Origin of the sequence: Ensifer sp. Root954 (assembly GCF_001429005.1) — a bacterium.
Lineage (GTDB): Bacteria > Pseudomonadota > Alphaproteobacteria > Rhizobiales > Rhizobiaceae > Ensifer > Ensifer adhaerens.
The window spans coordinates 258,143-274,752 of the sequence record NZ_LMJM01000024.1 but is presented as its reverse complement, the minus strand read 5'-3'; the positions used below and the strand labels follow the sequence as shown (position 1 = coordinate 274,752).

17 protein-coding genes and 1 pseudogene are annotated in these 16,610 nt (G+C 62.9%); 14 read left to right on the top strand and 4 right to left on the bottom strand.

What is annotated here, in order from left to right:
* From ASE71_RS37015 to ureG, 14 genes and pseudogenes are all read left to right on the top strand, one after another.
* Nucleotides 1-115: pseudogene (locus ASE71_RS37015) on the top strand (alpha/beta hydrolase); the annotation flags it as partial.
* Nucleotides 116-255: 140 nt separating this feature from the next.
* The gene (locus tag ASE71_RS19240; protein ID WP_060518938.1) at nucleotides 256-1,230 is read left to right on the top strand and encodes a 2-hydroxyacid dehydrogenase; all 975 of its coding nucleotides are present in this window, start codon (nucleotides 256-258) and stop codon (nucleotides 1,228-1,230) included.
* 175 nt (nucleotides 1,231-1,405) lie between these two features.
* On the top strand, nucleotides 1,406-2,239 hold the full coding sequence (locus ASE71_RS19235) for an urease accessory protein UreD (RefSeq protein ID WP_060518936.1): 834 nt from the start codon (nucleotides 1,406-1,408) through the stop codon (nucleotides 2,237-2,239).
* Between the two features lie 123 nt (nucleotides 2,240-2,362).
* Nucleotides 2,363-2,665, top strand: coding sequence for an urease subunit gamma (locus tag ASE71_RS19230; RefSeq protein ID WP_034794185.1), 303 nt, complete (start codon nucleotides 2,363-2,365; stop codon nucleotides 2,663-2,665).
* Nucleotides 2,666-2,763: 98 nt separating this feature from the next.
* On the top strand, nucleotides 2,764-3,069 hold the full coding sequence (locus tag ASE71_RS19225) for an urease subunit beta (protein ID WP_060518934.1): 306 nt from the start codon (nucleotides 2,764-2,766) through the stop codon (nucleotides 3,067-3,069).
* Nucleotides 3,066-3,476, top strand: a complete 411-nt coding sequence (locus ASE71_RS19220; protein WP_060518932.1) for a lysozyme inhibitor LprI family protein — start codon at nucleotides 3,066-3,068, stop codon at nucleotides 3,474-3,476. The genes ASE71_RS19225 and ASE71_RS19220 overlap by 4 nt, the downstream gene beginning before the upstream one ends.
* Before the next feature lie 3 nt (nucleotides 3,477-3,479).
* Nucleotides 3,480-4,124 carry a Urease operon accessory protein gene (locus ASE71_RS19215; protein ID WP_082566326.1) on the top strand — a complete coding sequence of 215 codons (645 nt, stop codon included), beginning with the start codon at nucleotides 3,480-3,482 and terminating at the stop codon, nucleotides 4,122-4,124.
* A 3-nt stretch (nucleotides 4,125-4,127) separates the two neighbouring features.
* Complete coding sequence (ureC, locus tag ASE71_RS19210; protein WP_060518929.1) at nucleotides 4,128-5,840, top strand: urease subunit alpha; 1,713 nt, start codon at nucleotides 4,128-4,130, stop codon at nucleotides 5,838-5,840.
* Nucleotides 5,841-5,857: 17 nt separating this feature from the next.
* Nucleotides 5,858-6,529, top strand: coding sequence for a TIGR02117 family protein (locus tag ASE71_RS19205; RefSeq protein WP_060518928.1), 672 nt, complete (start codon nucleotides 5,858-5,860; stop codon nucleotides 6,527-6,529).
* A 276-nt stretch (nucleotides 6,530-6,805) separates the two neighbouring features.
* Nucleotides 6,806-7,345: a peroxiredoxin gene (locus ASE71_RS19200; RefSeq protein ID WP_034794163.1), complete on the top strand. Its 540-nt coding sequence runs from the start codon at nucleotides 6,806-6,808 to the stop codon at nucleotides 7,343-7,345.
* A gap of 169 nt (nucleotides 7,346-7,514) precedes the next feature.
* A complete protein-coding gene (locus ASE71_RS19195) occupies nucleotides 7,515-7,811 on the top strand; it encodes a putative quinol monooxygenase (RefSeq protein ID WP_034794161.1) in 297 nt (98 codons plus the stop codon).
* A 2-nt stretch (nucleotides 7,812-7,813) separates the two neighbouring features.
* Nucleotides 7,814-8,287: an urease accessory protein UreE gene (gene ureE, locus ASE71_RS19190; protein ID WP_060518927.1), complete on the top strand. Its 474-nt coding sequence runs from the start codon at nucleotides 7,814-7,816 to the stop codon at nucleotides 8,285-8,287.
* Entirely contained in the window at nucleotides 8,280-8,951 is a 672-nt protein-coding gene (locus ASE71_RS19185; RefSeq protein ID WP_060518926.1) for an urease accessory protein UreF, read from the top strand. Before ureE ends, ASE71_RS19185 begins: the two co-directional genes overlap by 8 nt.
* 78 nt (nucleotides 8,952-9,029) lie before the next feature.
* A complete protein-coding gene (gene ureG / locus ASE71_RS19180; protein WP_060518925.1) occupies nucleotides 9,030-9,641 on the top strand; it encodes an urease accessory protein UreG in 612 nt (203 codons plus the stop codon).
* A 47-nt stretch (nucleotides 9,642-9,688) separates the two neighbouring features.
* Here ureG and ASE71_RS19175 read toward each other — a convergent pair whose 3' ends face one another.
* The 4 genes from ASE71_RS19175 to ASE71_RS19160 all read right to left on the bottom strand — a co-directional run bounded on the left by ASE71_RS19175 (nucleotide 9,689) and on the right by ASE71_RS19160 (nucleotide 16,564).
* Nucleotides 9,689-10,369, bottom strand: coding sequence for a Crp/Fnr family transcriptional regulator (locus ASE71_RS19175; protein WP_034794150.1), 681 nt, complete (start codon nucleotides 10,367-10,369; stop codon nucleotides 9,689-9,691).
* A 158-nt stretch (nucleotides 10,370-10,527) separates the two neighbouring features.
* The gene (locus ASE71_RS19170; protein ID WP_060518924.1) at nucleotides 10,528-13,845 is read right to left on the bottom strand and encodes an efflux RND transporter permease subunit; all 3,318 of its coding nucleotides are present in this window, start codon (nucleotides 13,843-13,845) and stop codon (nucleotides 10,528-10,530) included.
* A 14-nt stretch (nucleotides 13,846-13,859) separates the two neighbouring features.
* Nucleotides 13,860-15,047 carry an efflux RND transporter periplasmic adaptor subunit gene (locus ASE71_RS19165; RefSeq protein WP_060518978.1) on the bottom strand — a complete coding sequence of 396 codons (1,188 nt, stop codon included), beginning with the start codon at nucleotides 15,045-15,047 and terminating at the stop codon, nucleotides 13,860-13,862.
* Between the two features lie 524 nt (nucleotides 15,048-15,571).
* Complete coding sequence (locus tag ASE71_RS19160) at nucleotides 15,572-16,564, bottom strand: ABC transporter substrate-binding protein (RefSeq protein WP_060518923.1); 993 nt, start codon at nucleotides 16,562-16,564, stop codon at nucleotides 15,572-15,574.
* Nucleotides 16,565-16,610 lie beyond the last annotated feature (46 nt).

Here is a 16,610-nt window from a genome sequence, read left to right as displayed (position 1 = left end):
GAAGACGCTGGTGCCGCATGCGGAGCTCAAGGTCTATGCCGGCGCCCCGCACGGCATCACCGACACCCACAAGGACCAGCTCAACGCCGACCTGCTCGCCTTCGCCAAGGCCTGACATGTCCGAAGCCCGAGAAGAGGCGCCCGCAACGGCGCCTCTTTTTTGCTTTTCGTGATAGGTGTTTCGCTTGTCGAGATAGCTGTCGCGCCGCGCCGTTTCGTGCACTATCTCGCAGCGATTCTGATCCGGAGGCAGGCATGAGCTCGAAACCCCGCATTCTCGTCACCCGTCGTTGGCCGGCGGCGGTGGAGCAGGTGCTTGCCGAACGCTTCGACGTCACCTTGAACGAAGGGGACGTGCCTCTGACGGCTGCAGAACTGGCTGAAGCACTCCGGACCTATGACGCCGTTCTTCCGACAGTTTCTGATCGACTTCCGGCCGACCTCTTTGCCGGTGGCGGCCTCCGCGCGAAGATCCTCGGCAACTATGGCGTCGGCTACAATCACATCGACGTCGCGGCCGCCAAGGCTGCCGGCATCGTCGTCACCAATACGCCCGGCGTTCTCACAGATTGCACCGCCGACATCGCCATGACGTTGCTGCTTGCGGTCGCTCGGCGGGCAGGCGAGGGCGAGCGGCAGGTGCGGGCCGGCGAATGGAGTGGATGGCGGCCGACCCACATGATCGGCGGCAAGGTCACCGGCAAGACGCTCGGCATCATCGGCTTCGGCCGCATCGGCAAGGCCATGGCCAAGCGCTGTCATTTCGGCTTCGACATGGATGTCGTCTTCTACAATCGCTCGCGCATCGACCCGGCCGAGGCAAGCCGCTACGGTGCGCGTCAACTCGACACGGTCGAGGACGTATTGAAGGTTGCAGACTTCGTGTCGCTCCATTGCCCCGGCGGCGGCGAAAACCGTCACCTGATCAACGCCGAACGGCTGGCGCTGATGAAAAAGGGTGCCTACCTCGTCAACACGGCGCGGGGTGATGTGATCGACGAGCCGGCGCTGATTGCGGCGCTCGAAAACGGCGTCATCCGCGGCGCCGGGCTCGATGTCTTCGAGGCGGAGCCGAACGTGCCGGAACGTCTGCGCGGGCTCGAAAATGTCGTGCTGCTGCCACATCTCGGCAGTGCCACGGAGGAGACGCGCGTCGCCATGGGCATGAAGGTGGTCGACAATATCACTGCGTTTTTCGACGGTCGCGAATCGCCGGATCGCGTGGCGTAGGCGGTTGCCCGTTTTCTGCGCAGGGCCTGCACGGAAATGCGGCATGCTGACGATTTTCTTTGCAAAACAATAACTTGACTTGTCGTGACGCGATGCGGACGATAGCGCCGAGATAAGGCGGTCGCGCCCATGGGGCGCCGCGTCGAGAATGAAGGATGCCGCTTAGCGGTCTGACATGGACAAGGCAGCACGCATCGCCCCGCAGCGGGCCTGGGGCAAGGGACGGCTGGTCGCCAAGGCGGCGCTCGGCCACAGCCGCATTGCCGAACTTTACCAGGAAGGCTGCGCCAAGATCCGCCTGCCAAAGACCTTCGACACCTCGATGGAGGCAGTGCTCATCAATTCCTCCGGCGGCCTCACCGGCGGCGACCGCATGGTCTGGGAGGTCGCGGCGGGGGCTGGAACCGATGTGACGGTGACGACGCAGGCCTGCGAGAAGATCTATAAGGCGAGCGCCGATACCGTCGAAATGAAAACGCGCATCGAGGTTGCCGCCGGCGCGCGTGTCGACTGGTTGCCACAGGAGACGATCCTCTTCGACCGTGCCTCGCTATCGCGCTCGCTGGAGGTGGAGCTTGCTGCCGACGCGACGTTTCTCGCGGTGGAAGCGGTTCTGCTCGGTCGCAAGGCGATGGGCGAGGCGGTTGAAACCGGGCTCTTCCGCGATCGCTGGCGTATCCGCGTCGAGGGCAAGCTGCTGCATGCGGACAATCTGGCGCTATCAGGAGAGGTCGCGCGCCTCAGTCAGCGCAAGGCGGTGCTCGATGGTGGGGCCGCCTTCGCCACGCTGCTCTATGTCGGTCCCGACTGCGAGCCCCTGCTGCCGCGTCTTCGGTCGCTCGTCGATGGCGCAGCGGGCGTCGGCATCAGCCATTTTCGGGTCCATGGCCGCGACAAGTTGGCTGCCCGCTTCGTGGCGCCGGATGGCTTCGCGCTCAGAAAAATCCTCATCCCGGTTATTTCGCACTTGCGCAAGCAGAAGACTGTGCCGAAAGTCTGGGTTCTCTAGCTCGTTTCACATTTTTATTTGAAACAGTGAAATGATCTAACGCATTGAAACTTTGTAATTCCTGGCGGAAGACCGCTTCGCAGATTTCCAGGGAATTGCTTCACGAACAACCGGTGGCGACGCATGAATCTTACCCCGCGCGAGAAAGACAAACTGCTGATTTCGATGGCGGCCATGGTCGCCCGCAGGCGCCTGGAGCGCGGCGTGAAACTCAACCATCCCGAAGCGATCGCGCTGATCACCGATTTCGTCGTCGAGGGCGCGCGCGACGGGCGCTCGGTTGCCGAACTGATGGAGGCGGGCGCCCAGGTGTTGACGCGCGATCAGGTGATGGAGGGAATCCCCGAGATGATCCACGACATCCAGATCGAGGCGACGTTTCCTGACGGGACCAAGCTCGTCACCGTGCACGAGCCGATCCGCTAAGCGTGAGGTGAGTACGTGGCTTGTTGGCGCAGGGTGCCTGAGGCCTGAACGCGGGATAAAAGCATGCGGCCGGCCGAGGGCGGCTTGAGGAGAAGACCATGATCCCAGGAGAAATCATTGCTGCGGCCGGAGAGATCGAGCTCAATGTCGGTCTCGACACGACGACGATCGAGGTTGCCAACACCGGCGACCGCCCGATCCAGGTCGGCAGCCACTATCACTTCGCTGAAACTAATGCGGGACTTAAGTTCGACCGCAAGGCAGCCTACGGCCGCCGGCTCGACATCCCCGCCGGCACGGCCGTGCGGTTCGAGCCGGGCCAGACGCGCCAGGTGACGCTGATACCGCTTTCCGGCAAGCGCGAGGTCTATGGCTTCCGCCAGCAGGTGATGGGCAAGCTATGAGAGTGCTGCCGGTTCTTGGTTTGCTTCTGGTGCTTGCCACCCCGGCGCTCGCCGAGGATGAGCCAGACGTGGATTGCGCGAATGCGATGGCTCAGCCGGATCTGAATGACTGCGCCTACCGGGAATACGAGTCGGCTGACGCGGAACTGAATGCGGTCTACAGGCAGGCGATGACGGCGGCGCAGAATGTCGACAAGGAGCTGCAAGGCGCCGATATCGGCGCGGTCGAGGCGCTGAAGACGGCGCAGCGCGCCTGGATCGGCTATCGTGACGGACAATGCGAGCTGGCCGGTTTCCAGGCCCGTGGCGGCCAGGCGGAGCCGATGCTGGTTTCAGGCTGCCTTGCCCAGCTCACGCAGAAGCGTACCGCCGAACTCAACGAATTTCTCGAAGCTCAAGGGAACTGACCGTTGCAGGCTCGCCGCGTCATCATGATCGTGGGCAATGGCGAGGTGCCTGACGGCGCCGGCGCAACGATCGATGCCGCCGATCTGGTCGTACGCTTCAACGATTGCCGCTCTGTCGGCTCCGGTGGCCACAGGACCGATATCGTCGCGGTCTGCAATACCGGACGCCCGGGGATTTCCATGCTCGGCGGTGGTCGCTGGAAGACGAATGCCGCCGTGCGCCAGGCGCGGGAGATATGGTGCGTTCGCTCCGGCGCGAAGTTTGCCGCCATGCGCGCCGGGCTTGCGGAAACGCATCCGGACCTCGACGATTTCTGCGACGATTACACTGTCGGTTTCGAGAGCTTCGCCCGTTCGACCAACCGCGGCTTTCGCGTCGTCCCGGTCGATGTGCACGACCAGGTGGAGCAGGATCTCGCCGGCTTTTCGCCGGCCCCTTATGTCGTTCCATCGAGCGGGATGATCGTCATTGCCGATGTGCTCGCGCATCTTGCGACACCCGACGACGAGGTCGTTCTTGCCGGCTTCGGCCATGTCGGCTGGGAATGGCATCCCTTCGCCGCCGAGCGCCGCCATGTCGATGCGCTTGCAGCCAGCGGCCGTCTTCGCCGCCTCCATTCCGTTTCTATTTCGTCCCAAGGAGCCTGAACCATGCCCTACAAGATGTCGCGCGCGGCCTATGCCAACATGTTCGGCCCGACAGTTGGCGACAAGGTGCGGCTCGCTGATACCGAACTTTTCGTCGAGGTGGAGAAGGACTTCACCACCTATGGCGAGGAGGTGAAGTTCGGTGGCGGCAAGGTCATTCGCGACGGCATGGGGCAGAGCCAGGCGACAGGTGCCGAGGGTGCCGTCGACACCGTCATCACCAATGCGCTGATCGTCGATCACTGGGGCATCGTCAAAGCGGATATCGGCCTCAAGGACGGACGCATCGCCGGCATCGGCAAGGCCGGCAACCCGGACACGCAACCGGGCGTCACCGTCATCGTCGGTCCCGGCACGGAGGTCATCGCGGGCGAAGGCAAGATCATCACCGCGGGCGGCATGGACAGCCACATTCATTACATCTGCCCGCAACAGATCGAGGAAGCGCTGGTGAGCGGGCTTACGACCATGCTTGGTGGCGGCGCCGGGCCGGGGCATGGCACGCTCGCCACCACCTGTACCTCCGGTCCCTGGCATCTCGCCCGCATGATCGAGGCGGCCGATGGCTTCCCGATGAACATCGCCTTTGCCGGCAAGGGCAATGCGTCGCGACCGGGCGCGCTGGTGGAAATGGTGCTCGCCGGCGCCACCTCGCTGAAGCTACATGAGGACTGGGGCTCGACGCCGGCGGCGATCGATTGCTGCCTCGGTGTCGCCGACGAATACGACGTGCAGGTGATGATCCATACGGACACCTTGAACGAGAGCGGCTTCGTCGAGGATACGATCGCGGCGATCAAGGGCCGCACCATCCATGCCTTCCACACGGAAGGGGCCGGCGGCGGCCACGCGCCCGACATCATCAAGATCTGCGGCCAGCCGAACGTCATTCCGTCCTCGACCAACCCGACGCGGCCCTACACCAAGAATACGCTTGCCGAGCATCTGGACATGCTGATGGTCTGCCATCACCTGTCGCCGTCGATCCCTGAGGACATCGCCTTTGCCGAGAGCCGCATCCGCAAGGAGACGATCGCCGCCGAGGACATCCTGCATGATATCGGCGCCTTCTCGATCATTTCGTCTGACAGCCAGGCCATGGGCCGCGTCGGCGAAGTGGCGATCCGCACCTGGCAGACTGCCGACAAGATGAAGCGTCAGCGCGGGCCGCTGCCGCAGGAAACCGGCGACAACGACAATTTCCGGGTGAAGCGCTATATCGCCAAATACACGATCAATCCGGCGATCGCCCACGGCCTCAGCCATGAGATCGGCTCCATCGAGGTCGGCAAGCGCGCCGATCTCGTCCTCTGGAACCCAGCCTTCTTCGGTGTGAAGCCCGACTTCGTGCTGCTCGGCGGCTCGATCGCGATGGCGCCGATGGGCGATCCGAATGCCTCCATCCCGACGCCGCAGCCGGTGCACTACCGGCCGATGTTTGCCGCCTACGGCAAGAACCGCACGAGTTCGTCTGTAACCTTCGTGTCGCAGGCCTCGCTCGACGCCGGCCTTGCCGCCAAGCTTGGCGTTGCCAAGCAGCTTGTGGCGGTCCGCAACACCCGTGGCGGCATCGGCAAGGCATCGATGATCCACAACAACCTGCTGCCGCATATCGAGGTCGATCCGGAGACCTATGAGGTGCGCGCCGACGGTGAGCTTCTGACCTGCGAGCCGGCGACGGTCGTGCCGATGGCACAGCGCTATTTCCTGTTCTGAACAAGCAGGGACAGGGAATGAAGCGTGGCCTGAAATGGGCTTTCTTCGGCCTACTGGCGGCGATACTTGCGATCGTTGCCGGAACCTTGCTGCCGCGGCCACTCCTGCCGGTTTCCGCCTCCCCTGCGGGAGCAGGGGGCACGCGCATCCTTCTGCTTTCCGGCCCGATCCACACGGACATCGCCATACCCCTGACGGACGAGATTCGAGCGCGGTTCGGCTTTGTCGAGGCGGCCGGCGTGCCGCTTGCGCATCCGCAGGCTGAATGGCTGATCTTTGGCTGGGGCGGGCGGTCCTTCTATCTGGAAACGCCGACCTGGTCCGAGTTGAAGCCCGGGCCCGTGTTCAAGGCGCTGACCGTCGATCGGTCGGTGATGCATGTGGATATCGCCGGTCGGATCGTCGAGCCGCAGGCTGCCGTCACCGGCTTCGAGCTGGACGAAGCGGGATACGATCGGCTGCTCGGCTTTATTGCCGAAAGCTTCACCCGCGAGGCCGGAGCTGTCGTTTCGATCGAGGGTTTTTCCTACAATGGCAACGACCGCTTCTTCGAGGCCGGAGGCAGCTTCAACGCGCTTTTCGGCTGCAACACATGGACGGCGCGGGCGTTGCGTGAGGCGGGCTTGCGAACGGGCCTGTGGAACCCGGTCCCGCCAAGCCTCGGGCTGTCGCTGCGGCTCCACAATTGAGCAATGATTGGCATGCGGCAGCCATGCGGCCACCGCATGGCTGCCATGCTCGCATGTGAATTGGGGCCTTTCGTGCTGCGTCGCAGCGCAATATCCGATAGGAAGACGGCTGACCTTCCTCGGTTGCCAGCAATCCTCCCAAGACCTGCCGACCGAGAGCTGCGCCAGAGCGGTTTGCGGTTCTCCGCATGTATCCCGCTCTAACTTACAAGAGACGATCACGTTCATGATTTTGGTCGAACCGATCCAAATCATCGTGGTCCAAAGGAGATGACGATGCTTGGCAGAAAAGTACCCGCTGTAACGTTCCGCACCCGCGTTCGCGACGAGGCCGTTGGCGGCTCGAACCCGTTCCGCTGGGAGGACGTGTCCTCCGACGATTACTTCGCAGGCAAGCGCGTCGTGCTGTTCTCGCTGCCGGGCGCGTTTACGCCGACTTGCTCGACCTTCCAGCTGCCCGATTTCGAAAAGCTGACGGCCGATTTCCGCGCTGAGGGCGTTGACGAAATCTACTGCATCTCGGTCAACGACGCTTTCGTCATGAACGCCTGGGGCAAGTCCCAGAGCCTCGAAAACGTCAAGCTGATCCCGGACGGTTCGGGTGAGTTCACCCGCAAGATGGGCATGCTCGTCGCCAAGGACAATCTCGGCTTCGGCATGCGCTCCTGGCGCTACGCTGCCGTCGTCAACAACGGCGTTGTCGAGCAGTGGTTCGAGGAAGAGGGCTATTCCGACAACTGCGATAGCGACCCCTATGGCGTTTCCTCGCCGCAGAACATTCTGGAGACGCTGAAGTCCCAGAAGCTTGCCGCCTGATGGCAGCGACCTATCGTTCCTGATTGGAAAGAGCCCGAAGATCGGATCAGGTCTTCGGGCTTTTTCTTGCGCGGTACAGCCGCCGCAAGCGCCTGAAAAGCCGCACCCGCCGCTGGCGCCAGGGCTTTTTCTTGCTAAAGTAACCGCCAGAAAAGATATCGAGGGTTCAATGGTTTACATTATCGCCTACCTGACCGCACACCCCGGCAAGGGGGATGAGGTAGTGTCGCTCGCAGCACCGCTGATCGAGGCCACCCGGCGCGAGGCCGGCTGCATCACCTATGATCTCTACCGCAAGCCAGCCGAGCCCGACGCGCTGGTTTTTGTCGAAACCTGGAAGGACAAGGCAGCCGTCGACGCGCATTTCGAGGAACCACATCTGAAGGCCTTTCAGGCGGCGATGGCCGACCTGCTCGTCGAGGCGCGCCTCGAGCTCGTGACGCCGGAAAAGGTCGAGGTTCTCTGACGATGCCCTATCGTTCGACAGAGGTTCTCTCGCCGGGGCCGGCCGATATTGCGCCGCTTCATAGCGTGACATTGACGCACGACGCGCGGCATCTGCGCCGCAAGTTGCTGCATCTCGAAAACGACGATGTGGTGATGCTGGATCTCAAGGAAGCGGTTATGCTTGCCGATGGCGACCTCCTGGTGCTCGAAGGCGGCGGCCATATCCGCATCGCTGCCGCGCCCGAGGCGCTCTACGAGATCCGCCCGCGCGACGCGATGCATCTGATCGAGCTTGCCTGGCATCTCGGCAATCGCCACCTGCCGGCACAGTTCGAAGAGAGCCGCATCCTGATTGCCCGCGATCCGGTGATCCGCCAGATGCTCGAAGGTCTGGGCGCGGCGGTGAACGAGGTTTCGCTGCCTTTCCATCCGCTGCGCGGCGCCTACCATGCCGGCAGCCACAATCATGGCCATAATCATCACCACCATGGCTGAGCGGGTCGACACGCAAGCGCTGCTTCGCCTCGTGACATGGATGTCGCCGGCCTTTCCGGTCGGCGCGTTTTCCTATTCCAGCGGGCTTGAGCAGGCGGTTCACGACCGTCTGGTGAGCGACGCCGGCGAGCTTCGCAACTGGCTGGAGGCGGTCATCTCTCTGGGCTACGGCTGGAACGATGCGCTGCTTCTGGCCGAGAGCTATCGCGCCGTGAACGACCATGCCCGGCTGGCTGCGGCGGCAGAGCTTGCCGAAGCCCTGGCGGGAGGCCGCGAGCGCCATATGGAAACGATGCTGCAGGGCCAGGCGTTTCTGGCAGCGGCGCGCTCGTGGCCGCATCCGGTTCTCGATGCGCTGCCTGAGAGTGTCGCCTATCCGGTCGCAGTCGGTGCCGTCGCCGGCGCTCATGAAACGGGCCTCGAGCCGGCGCTTGCCGCCTATCTCAACGCCTCGGTCTCGAACGCCGTCTCGGTGGCGATCCGTTGCGGCGTGACCGGCCAGCGCGATGGCGTCGGCATCATTGCAGCACTCGAACCGGTCATCGCGGCGACAGCCGTCAAGGCCGCCGGCGCCTCGCTCGACGATCTCGGCTCGGCCACGATGACAGCGGATATTTCGTCGCTCAGACACGAGAGCCTGCATTCGCGGCTCTTCCGTTCGTAACTCATAGAACTGTGCAATTTCGGACGGAAACTGTCTCACGCTTCCCTGGAATTGCTTCCACCTTGAAAGGACATCCAGATGGCATCGAAGAACGGTCCCCTTCGCGTCGGCATCGGCGGGCCGGTGGGCTCGGGCAAGACGGCGCTGACCGACAAGCTTTGCAAGGCGATGCGGGAGAAGTACTCCGTCGGCGTCGTCACCAACGATATCTACACCAAGGAAGATGCCGAGGCGTTGGTGCGCATGCAGGCGCTACCGTCCGATCGCATCGTCGGGGTGGAGACCGGTGGCTGCCCGCATACGGCGATCCGCGAGGACGCCACGATCAATCTGCAGGCGATCGCTGATCTCAACCGCCGCATCCCCGATCTCGATGTCGTCTTCATCGAATCCGGAGGTGACAATCTTGCGGCGACCTTTTCGCCTGATCTCGCTGACCTGACGATCTATGTCATCTCGGTCTGCCAGGGCGAGGAAATCCCGCGCAAGGGCGGGCCGGGCATCACCAAATCGGACCTTCTGGTCATCAACAAGAAGGATCTGGCGCCCTATGTCGGGGCCGATCTCGACGTGATGCAGCGGGATGCGACGCGCATGCGGGCGGAAAAGCCCTTCGTCTTTACCGACATGAAGCGCGGCGAAGGCATCAACCGGATCGTCGATTTCCTGACGCTGCATGGCGGCCTCTGACGCCGTCCGTTTTTGTTGCTCCTGGCGCCTGAACCTTCGTCAGCGCGTCAGAAGCGCTCCAGCGCCTGCCGGTCGTGGATCTCGATGACGCGGCCCTTGACGGTGACGCCGGAGCGGCGAAGGGCCGAGAAGGCGCGAGACAGTGCCTCGGGCGCCAGGCCCAACTTGCCGGCCAGCACATTCTTCTGGAAGGGCAGGCGGAAGGAAAAGTTGGTGATGCCATCGGGGCAATTGCCGAGGATATAGCTCGCGACCCGCTGCGGTGCCGTGAGCAGCCGGTCTTCGGCCAGGCAATCCTCCGCCATTTGCGCGTGCCGGCACAAAAGCTGCATCAGTGCGTCGGCGATCTCGGGCGTCTGTTCGGCCAGCTTGCGAAGCCTGCGGCTGTCGATGCGCGCAAGCATCGTCGTCTCGATCGCCTGGGCGTTGGCGGTGGCGCGGTTGCCAAGGAACATGGCGCTTTCGCCGAACAGCTCGCCTTTCGGGAAGACAGCGATATCCGCCTCGCGCCCGTCCTTGCCCAGCCGGTAGAGCCGCACCAGACCGGAGAGGACCAAGAAGACTTGATCCAGTGCCTCGCCCTGGCCAAAGAGGATGTCGTGCTCCTCGTGTGTGGAAACCACGACATCATCGAGAATGGCGCTCGACGCCGCCGCCGGCAGCTTTTCGAAAAAGCAGGAGCCGAGCAGCACCGCCCTGTCGTTCGAGTTCAATCGCAACGTCTTCATCGTACCCGTCCTGAGTAAAATCCAGTGCTAGGGTAGAGGGCTTTGCAGATCTTGGTTTGACCTCGATCAAATAGAAATCATAAAAAGCCCGCGCTTGCAGGGCGCGGGCTTGCTTTAGAATTGTGGCCGCCCCGGGTGGAGGCCCCTTCGGCGGTGACCTACTCGGCAGCGAGCGCTGGGTGGTTGATGACCTTGCCGCCGGACCGTCCCTTGGTCGGGTCCGTTTCCAGCGTCTTCAGCCGGTCTTCCAGGCCTTCGATCGTCTTGCCTTGCTCATGCACCAGATCGGTGAGGGCCTCGCGGTCGAGCGGCAGGTTTTCCTCGTCCTTCTTGCCGACGAAGCGGCCGAAGATGCGGGCGAGCAGTCGCGAGAGGTCGTCCATGATCAGGAAGAACGACGGCACGATCACGAGGCTCAACACCGTCGAGACGATGATGCCGCCGATCACGGCGATCGCCATCGGGGCGCGGAACGAGCCGCCTTCGCCGACGCCGAGCGCGGAGGGCAACATGCCCGCCGACATGGCGATCGAGGTCATGATGATCGGGCGGGCGCGCTTGCGGCCGGCCTCGATCATGGCGACCTGCCGGTCCATGCCGTGATGCATCATCTCGATACCGAAGTCGACGAGCAGGATGGCGTTCTTCGTGACGATACCCATCAGCATCAGGATGCCGATCAGAACCGGCATGGATAGCGCGTTCTGCGTCAGGATCAGCGCGGCCGCCACGCCGCCGATTGCGAGCGGCAGCGAGAACAGGATCGTGAAGGGCTGGATCACGTCCTTGAACAAGAGGATCAGCACCACCAGCACCAGCATCAGGCCGAGCAGCATGGCGTTGCCGAAGCTCTGCTGCATTTCCGCCTGCACCTCGGCGTCGCCGCTTTCGAGGAACTGCACGGACTTCGGCAGATCGGCCTGGCCGGCGATCTGCTTGAAGCGCTCCGAGGCGGTGTTGAGCGCAACACCGACCGGGAGATCCGCGCCGAGCGATACGACGCGGTTGCGATCGTAGCGCTTGATCGAGCTCGGGCCTTCCGAATAGTTGATGTCGGCAACGCTCGACAGCGGCACGGTGGCGCCGGCGGCGGTCGTGATCTTCAGATTGCGGATCGCGGCGATATCCGTGCGGAAGTCGCGGTTGATCTGCACGCGGATCGGGATCAGCCGCCCGTCGAGAGCGATCTTGGTCAGCGCCGCGTCGATATCGCCGATGGTGGCGACACGGATCACCTCGGAGATCTGCGCGGTGGTGATGCCGAGGCGCGACATCTGCTCGTCCCGCGGACGGATCTGCAGTTCCGGACGGGGAAGGGCGCCATCCGGGCTGACATTGGCCAGCAACGAGTCGCTCCTCAACTTGCCTTCCAGCGTCGCCACAGCCTGGTCGAGATCGGCCTCGTTGTTGGAGAGCAGGTTGAAGGAGAGGTCGCGCTCACCGCGGTCGTTGAGCTTGATCACCCGCACATCCGGAATGTCACGGACGCGAGCGAAGATTTCCTTCTCGATCTGCGACTGCGGGATGATGCGGCCGGCAGGCGGCATCTTCGGCAGGTACGCGCCGATCAGCGGCGTGCGGCCGATGACATCATTGACGATCTTGTTGACGAGCGACTGGTCGAGCTTCTTCAGAAGCACCGTCACCGTCGCGCGGCGCAGTTCCAGGTCGCCCTTCGGCGAGGCACCGCCGAGTACGAAGATGTTGTCGACGCCTTCGATATCCTTGATCCGATCGTAGATCTCGGTGGTGGTGCGGTCCGTGTCCTCGAGCATGGCGTCCGGCGGCAGCTCGATCGACAGGCTGACGCGCGAGGCGTCTTCCGGCGGCAGGAAGCTGCCGGGCACGAAGAGGACGAGCGCGAAGACAGACCCGACCGAGAAGACGATGGCCGCAAGCAGCGTCAGGTAGCGGGTGTACCAGTGCTTCGTCGTGGCGACCACGAGGCGCGTATAGTTGCGCATCATGAAGCCGTCCCGGTCATGATGATCACTGCCGGCGTCCGACGGGCGCATCAGATAGGCGGCCATCACAGGCGTGATCAGACGCGCGACGAGCAGCGAGAAGAACACCGCGACGGCGACCGTCAGACCGAACTGGATGAAGTATTGGCCAGGAATGCCCGGCATGAAGGATACGGGCACGAAGACCGCGATGATGGTGAAGGTCGTCGCGATAACGGCAAGGCCGATTTCGTCCGCCGCTTCGATCGAGGCGCGATAGGGCGATTTGCCCATATGGATGTGCCGCTCGATGTTCTCGATCTCGACGATCGCATCGTCGACGAGAATACCGGTTGCGAGCGTCATCGCCAGGAAGCTGACGAGGTTCAGCGAGAAGCCGAGCAGGTCCATGACCCAAAAGGTCGGGATCGCCGACAGCGGCAGGGCCACGGCGGAAATCAGCGTTGCCCGCCAGTTGCGCAGGAAGAGCATGACGACGATGACGGCGAGCAGCGCGCCTTCCATCAGCGTGTGCAGCGCCGCCTCGTAGTTGCCGTAGGTGAAGTAGACGGAATCGTCGACCATCTCGATGGTGACGTCGGGGTTCGCCGCGCGGATCTTTTCGAGCGACTTTGCGACCGTCTCGGCGACGCTGACTTCCGAGGCGCCCTTCGCGCGGAAGACCGCGAAGGTCACGCCGGGGTTGCCGTTGAAGCGCGAGAAGGAACGCGGTTCCTCATAGGTATCGGTGACCGTGCCGAGATCGGACAGGCGCACGAAGCGGCCGCTCGGCACCGAGATCATCGTGTTGGCGAGCTGCTCGACATTGCGGGTATCGCCCAGCGTACGGATCGCCTGCTCGCTGCCGCCGACCTGACCACGGCCGGAGCCGAGGTCCATGTTCATGCGGCGCAGCTGGCCGTTGACGTCGGCGGCGGTGATGCCGAGCGAATTCAGCTTGTCTTCGTTGAGTTCGACCCGGACTTCGCGGTCGGCGCCGCCGTAACGGTCGACGCGGCCGATGCCCTTCTTGCCCTGGATCTCACGCTTGATGACGTCGTCGACGAACCAGGAGAGTTCTTCGAGCGACATGCCCGGCGCGGACACGGAGAAGGTCTGGATCGCCTGGCCCTCGACGTCGACCTTGGAGACGATCGGTTCTTCGATCGAGGTCGGCAGGTCGCTGCGGATACGGTCGATCGCGTCCTTGACGTCCTGCACCGCCTGGGCCGTAGGCACTTCCATGCGGAAAATGACGGCGGTGGTCGAGGTACCGTCGTTGATCGTCGACTGGATATGATCGACGCCGGTGACGCTTGCGACCGCGTCCTCGACTTCCTTGGTGACCTGGGTTTCGAGCTCGGCCGGAGAGGCGCCGCTCTGCGTCACGTTGATCGAGACGATCGGGACGTCGATATTGGGGAAGCGGGTGATCGGCAACGACACGAAGGACTGGTAGCCCAGCACCATCAGGACGACGAAGAAGAGGATCGGAGCGATCGGATTGCGTATGGACCAGGCTGAGAAGTTCATGGTCACGGTTCCTGTCAGTTGGTCGCTGATGCGGCGGACTTGACGGGGTTGATGCGGTCACCGTCGCGGACATAGGCGCCGGCTCTCGCTACCACTTCCTCCCCGGCCTTCAGGCCCTCGAGGACTTCGATAAACTTGCCGTCGGAAATCCCTGTCTTGACCGGCAGGATGCGGATGACGCCGTTTTCGACCTTGCGGACGATGGTGCGGCCGTTCTCATTGGTAACGGCCGTTTGCGGCAGGACCACCGTCTGCTTCTGTTCGGCGGTGATCAGCGCGCTCGCATACATGCCGGCGCGTGCCTTCTCGGTGTCCATCAGGCTAATGAAGACGGTGCCGAGGCGGCTGACGGGATCAACCGTCGGAGCGATCAGGCGGATCTTGCCCTCGACCTTGGTGTTGCCGCCGGCAAGCGTCACGACGGCCGGCTGGCCGACGGCGAGCTTGATGATATCGGCTTCGGCGACATCGGCTTTCATCTCGATGGCACCGTCGCGGATCATGGCGAAGAGCGGGTCGCTGTTACCGGTGGCGATCGCGCCGACTTTGGCGTTCTTGGCGGAGATGACGCCGGCGACCGGCGCCTTGACCTCGGTGCGGGCGAGGCGCAGGTCGATGTCGTCGATTTGCGCTTCGGCGACCTTGATGTCAGCACTGGCCACGGCAACGGCCTGTTCAGCCGAAAGCACACGGGCATGCGTCGCGATCGCGAGCGCTCGGACGCGATCGGCCTCGGCCGTCGAGACGGTGCCGTTCTTGGAGAGTTCGGCTGCACGGTCGCTGACGCGTTTGGCCTCGTCGTTGTTGGCTTTGGTTTCGCTGAGCTGTGCGTTCAACTGGGCAAGCCCGGCTTCGGCCTTGGCAAGCGAGGCTTCGAGTTCGCTCTTTTGCAGGCGAAGCGCGTCGTCGTTGAGGACCACGAGAACACTGCCGGCTTCAACCGTGTCGCCGACATCGACATTGAGCGTGCGGATGGAGAGGCCGTCGACCATCGGGGCGACATAGACCTGCTCGACGGCCTGGATGGTGCCGGTCGCAACCACCCGGTCGCTGATCGACTGGTCGACCGCCGTCGTCACGACGATGGAGGGCAAGCTCGGTGCTGGTTTCGGTTGCGCTGCTTCCTCCGCCCGGGCGAAGGAAAGCGAACCAAGGGTCATCGCAGCGCACACGCTGAGGACAGGCAATAGTTTTTGAGCCATCGGCTTCACAGTCCCGGCAATGGAAACAATATCGAGCGGATCTCCGCTTGATGCAGGATCCACGGGCAATCAGGCTATTTTACCGCACCGCCACAAGGTCCCGGCAAAGCGCTCGGGAACAGGAGATGGCGTATTCCTCACTTCGCGCTCCGCGTGCACGGTATCAGACCGTAGACGCGGGCGGAACTGGGACCGGTTACCGCAGGCAAGGCATTGGAAAAAAGACGTCCTCCATCATGCCTGCCTCCAACAAACATCGTGGCCTATGTAATCTCGGCCTTCGACGCTTACAAGGGTGCACGAAGCGATGGTGCCTCAATATTCCGTTCGTTCTGCGGTTATGGTTGCGATCTTGACACGATCTTGACAATGGCAAGCAAAGGTAGCGCCGTTGTTCGCCGGATTACCACCCCCACGCCCGGTACCCGGCAGCAGCTTGGCGGATGCGAACGACCGCTGAGAAAACGGAAGAGGGCCGCACGATACTGAGCCGTGCGACCCTCTTTTGCGTTGCGGAGACAGGCCTATTTCAGCGCGGCGTCGGTGATCTCATGTGTCCAGGCGCCCTCGGGCTCCTTGGAAATCACGGGATCGGAACCACCCGAAAGCAGCGACTGCACGGTGCGTTTGTAGTCTGCTTCGTCGAGCGAGCCGTTGGAGCCGGCGGTGAGCTTTGCCACTTCGCTCATCATGCGCTTCTGGTGCTTCTCCGTCTGGGCGCCGGTGGAATCGTTTTCAAGAACGATATCGGCGGCCTCATCCGGGTTCTGCTCGGCATATTTCCAGCCCTTCATCGAGGCGCGGACGAACTTGACCATCTTGTCCTTGAAGGCGGGATCCTTGAATTTGTCCTCAAGTACGTACAGGCCGTCTTCGAGCGTCGCCACGCCCTGGTCTTCATACTTGAAGGTCACCAGGTCGTCCGTCTTGATGCCGGCATCGATGACCTGCCAGTACTCGTTATAGGTCATGGTGGAGATGCAGGCGGCCTGCTTCTGGATCAGCGGGTCCACGTTGAAGCCCTGCTTCAGGACGGTCACGCCGTTCGGGCCGCCGTCGGTCGGGATCTTCAGGTGCGCCATCCAGGAGAGGAACGGATACTCGTTGCCGAAGAACCACACGCCAAGCGTCTGACCCTTGAACTTGTCCGGGCTGGTGACGCCGGTTTCCTTCAGGCAGGTCAGCATCATGCCGGATTTCTTGAACGGCTGGGCAATGTTGACGAGCGGCACGCCCTTTTCGCGGGTGGCAAGGGCCGACGGCATCCAGTCGACGATAACGTCGGCGCCGCCGCCGGCGATCACCTGGGCCGGGGCGATGTCCGGACCGCCGGGCTTGATGTCGACGTCGAGGCCTTCTTCTTCGTAGAAGCCCTTGTCCTTGGCGACGTAGTAGCCGGCAAACTGCGCCTGGGTCACCCACTTCAGCTGCAGCGTCACCTTTTCGGCAGCTTCAGCCTGGAACGCTGCGAGCGAAAAGACGCCTGCGGCGAGAAGCGATGCAAGTCTTTTGTTCATGTCAGTTCCCTCTTGTTTTTACTTCGTTTTATTTAAGTTCTTCAAA

Coding starts and splice junctions, on each gene's coding strand:
- ureG (WP_060518925.1), top strand. CDS start 9,030: ATGGCATCGAAGAACGGTCCCCTTCGCGTCGGCATCGGCGGGCCGGTG.
- ASE71_RS19160 (WP_060518923.1), bottom strand. CDS start 16,564: ATGAACAAAAGACTTGCATCGCTTCTCGCCGCAGGCGTCTTTTCGCTC.
- ASE71_RS19205 (WP_060518928.1), top strand. CDS start 5,858: ATGAAGCGTGGCCTGAAATGGGCTTTCTTCGGCCTACTGGCGGCGATA.
- ureE (WP_060518927.1), top strand. CDS start 7,814: ATGCCCTATCGTTCGACAGAGGTTCTCTCGCCGGGGCCGGCCGATATT.
- ureC (WP_060518929.1), top strand. CDS start 4,128: ATGCCCTACAAGATGTCGCGCGCGGCCTATGCCAACATGTTCGGCCCG.
- ASE71_RS19220 (WP_060518932.1), top strand. CDS start 3,066: ATGAGAGTGCTGCCGGTTCTTGGTTTGCTTCTGGTGCTTGCCACCCCG.
- ASE71_RS19230 (WP_034794185.1), top strand. CDS start 2,363: ATGAATCTTACCCCGCGCGAGAAAGACAAACTGCTGATTTCGATGGCG.
- ASE71_RS19225 (WP_060518934.1), top strand. CDS start 2,764: ATGATCCCAGGAGAAATCATTGCTGCGGCCGGAGAGATCGAGCTCAAT.
- ASE71_RS19175 (WP_034794150.1), bottom strand. CDS start 10,369: ATGAAGACGTTGCGATTGAACTCGAACGACAGGGCGGTGCTGCTCGGC.
- ASE71_RS19195 (WP_034794161.1), top strand. CDS start 7,515: ATGGTTTACATTATCGCCTACCTGACCGCACACCCCGGCAAGGGGGAT.
- ASE71_RS19165 (WP_060518978.1), bottom strand. CDS start 15,047: ATGGCTCAAAAACTATTGCCTGTCCTCAGCGTGTGCGCTGCGATGACC.
- ASE71_RS19185 (WP_060518926.1), top strand. CDS start 8,280: ATGGCTGAGCGGGTCGACACGCAAGCGCTGCTTCGCCTCGTGACATGG.
- ASE71_RS19170 (WP_060518924.1), bottom strand. CDS start 13,845: ATGAACTTCTCAGCCTGGTCCATACGCAATCCGATCGCTCCGATCCTC.
- ASE71_RS19200 (WP_034794163.1), top strand. CDS start 6,806: ATGCTTGGCAGAAAAGTACCCGCTGTAACGTTCCGCACCCGCGTTCGC.
- ASE71_RS19240 (WP_060518938.1), top strand. CDS start 256: ATGAGCTCGAAACCCCGCATTCTCGTCACCCGTCGTTGGCCGGCGGCG.
- ASE71_RS19235 (WP_060518936.1), top strand. CDS start 1,406: ATGGACAAGGCAGCACGCATCGCCCCGCAGCGGGCCTGGGGCAAGGGA.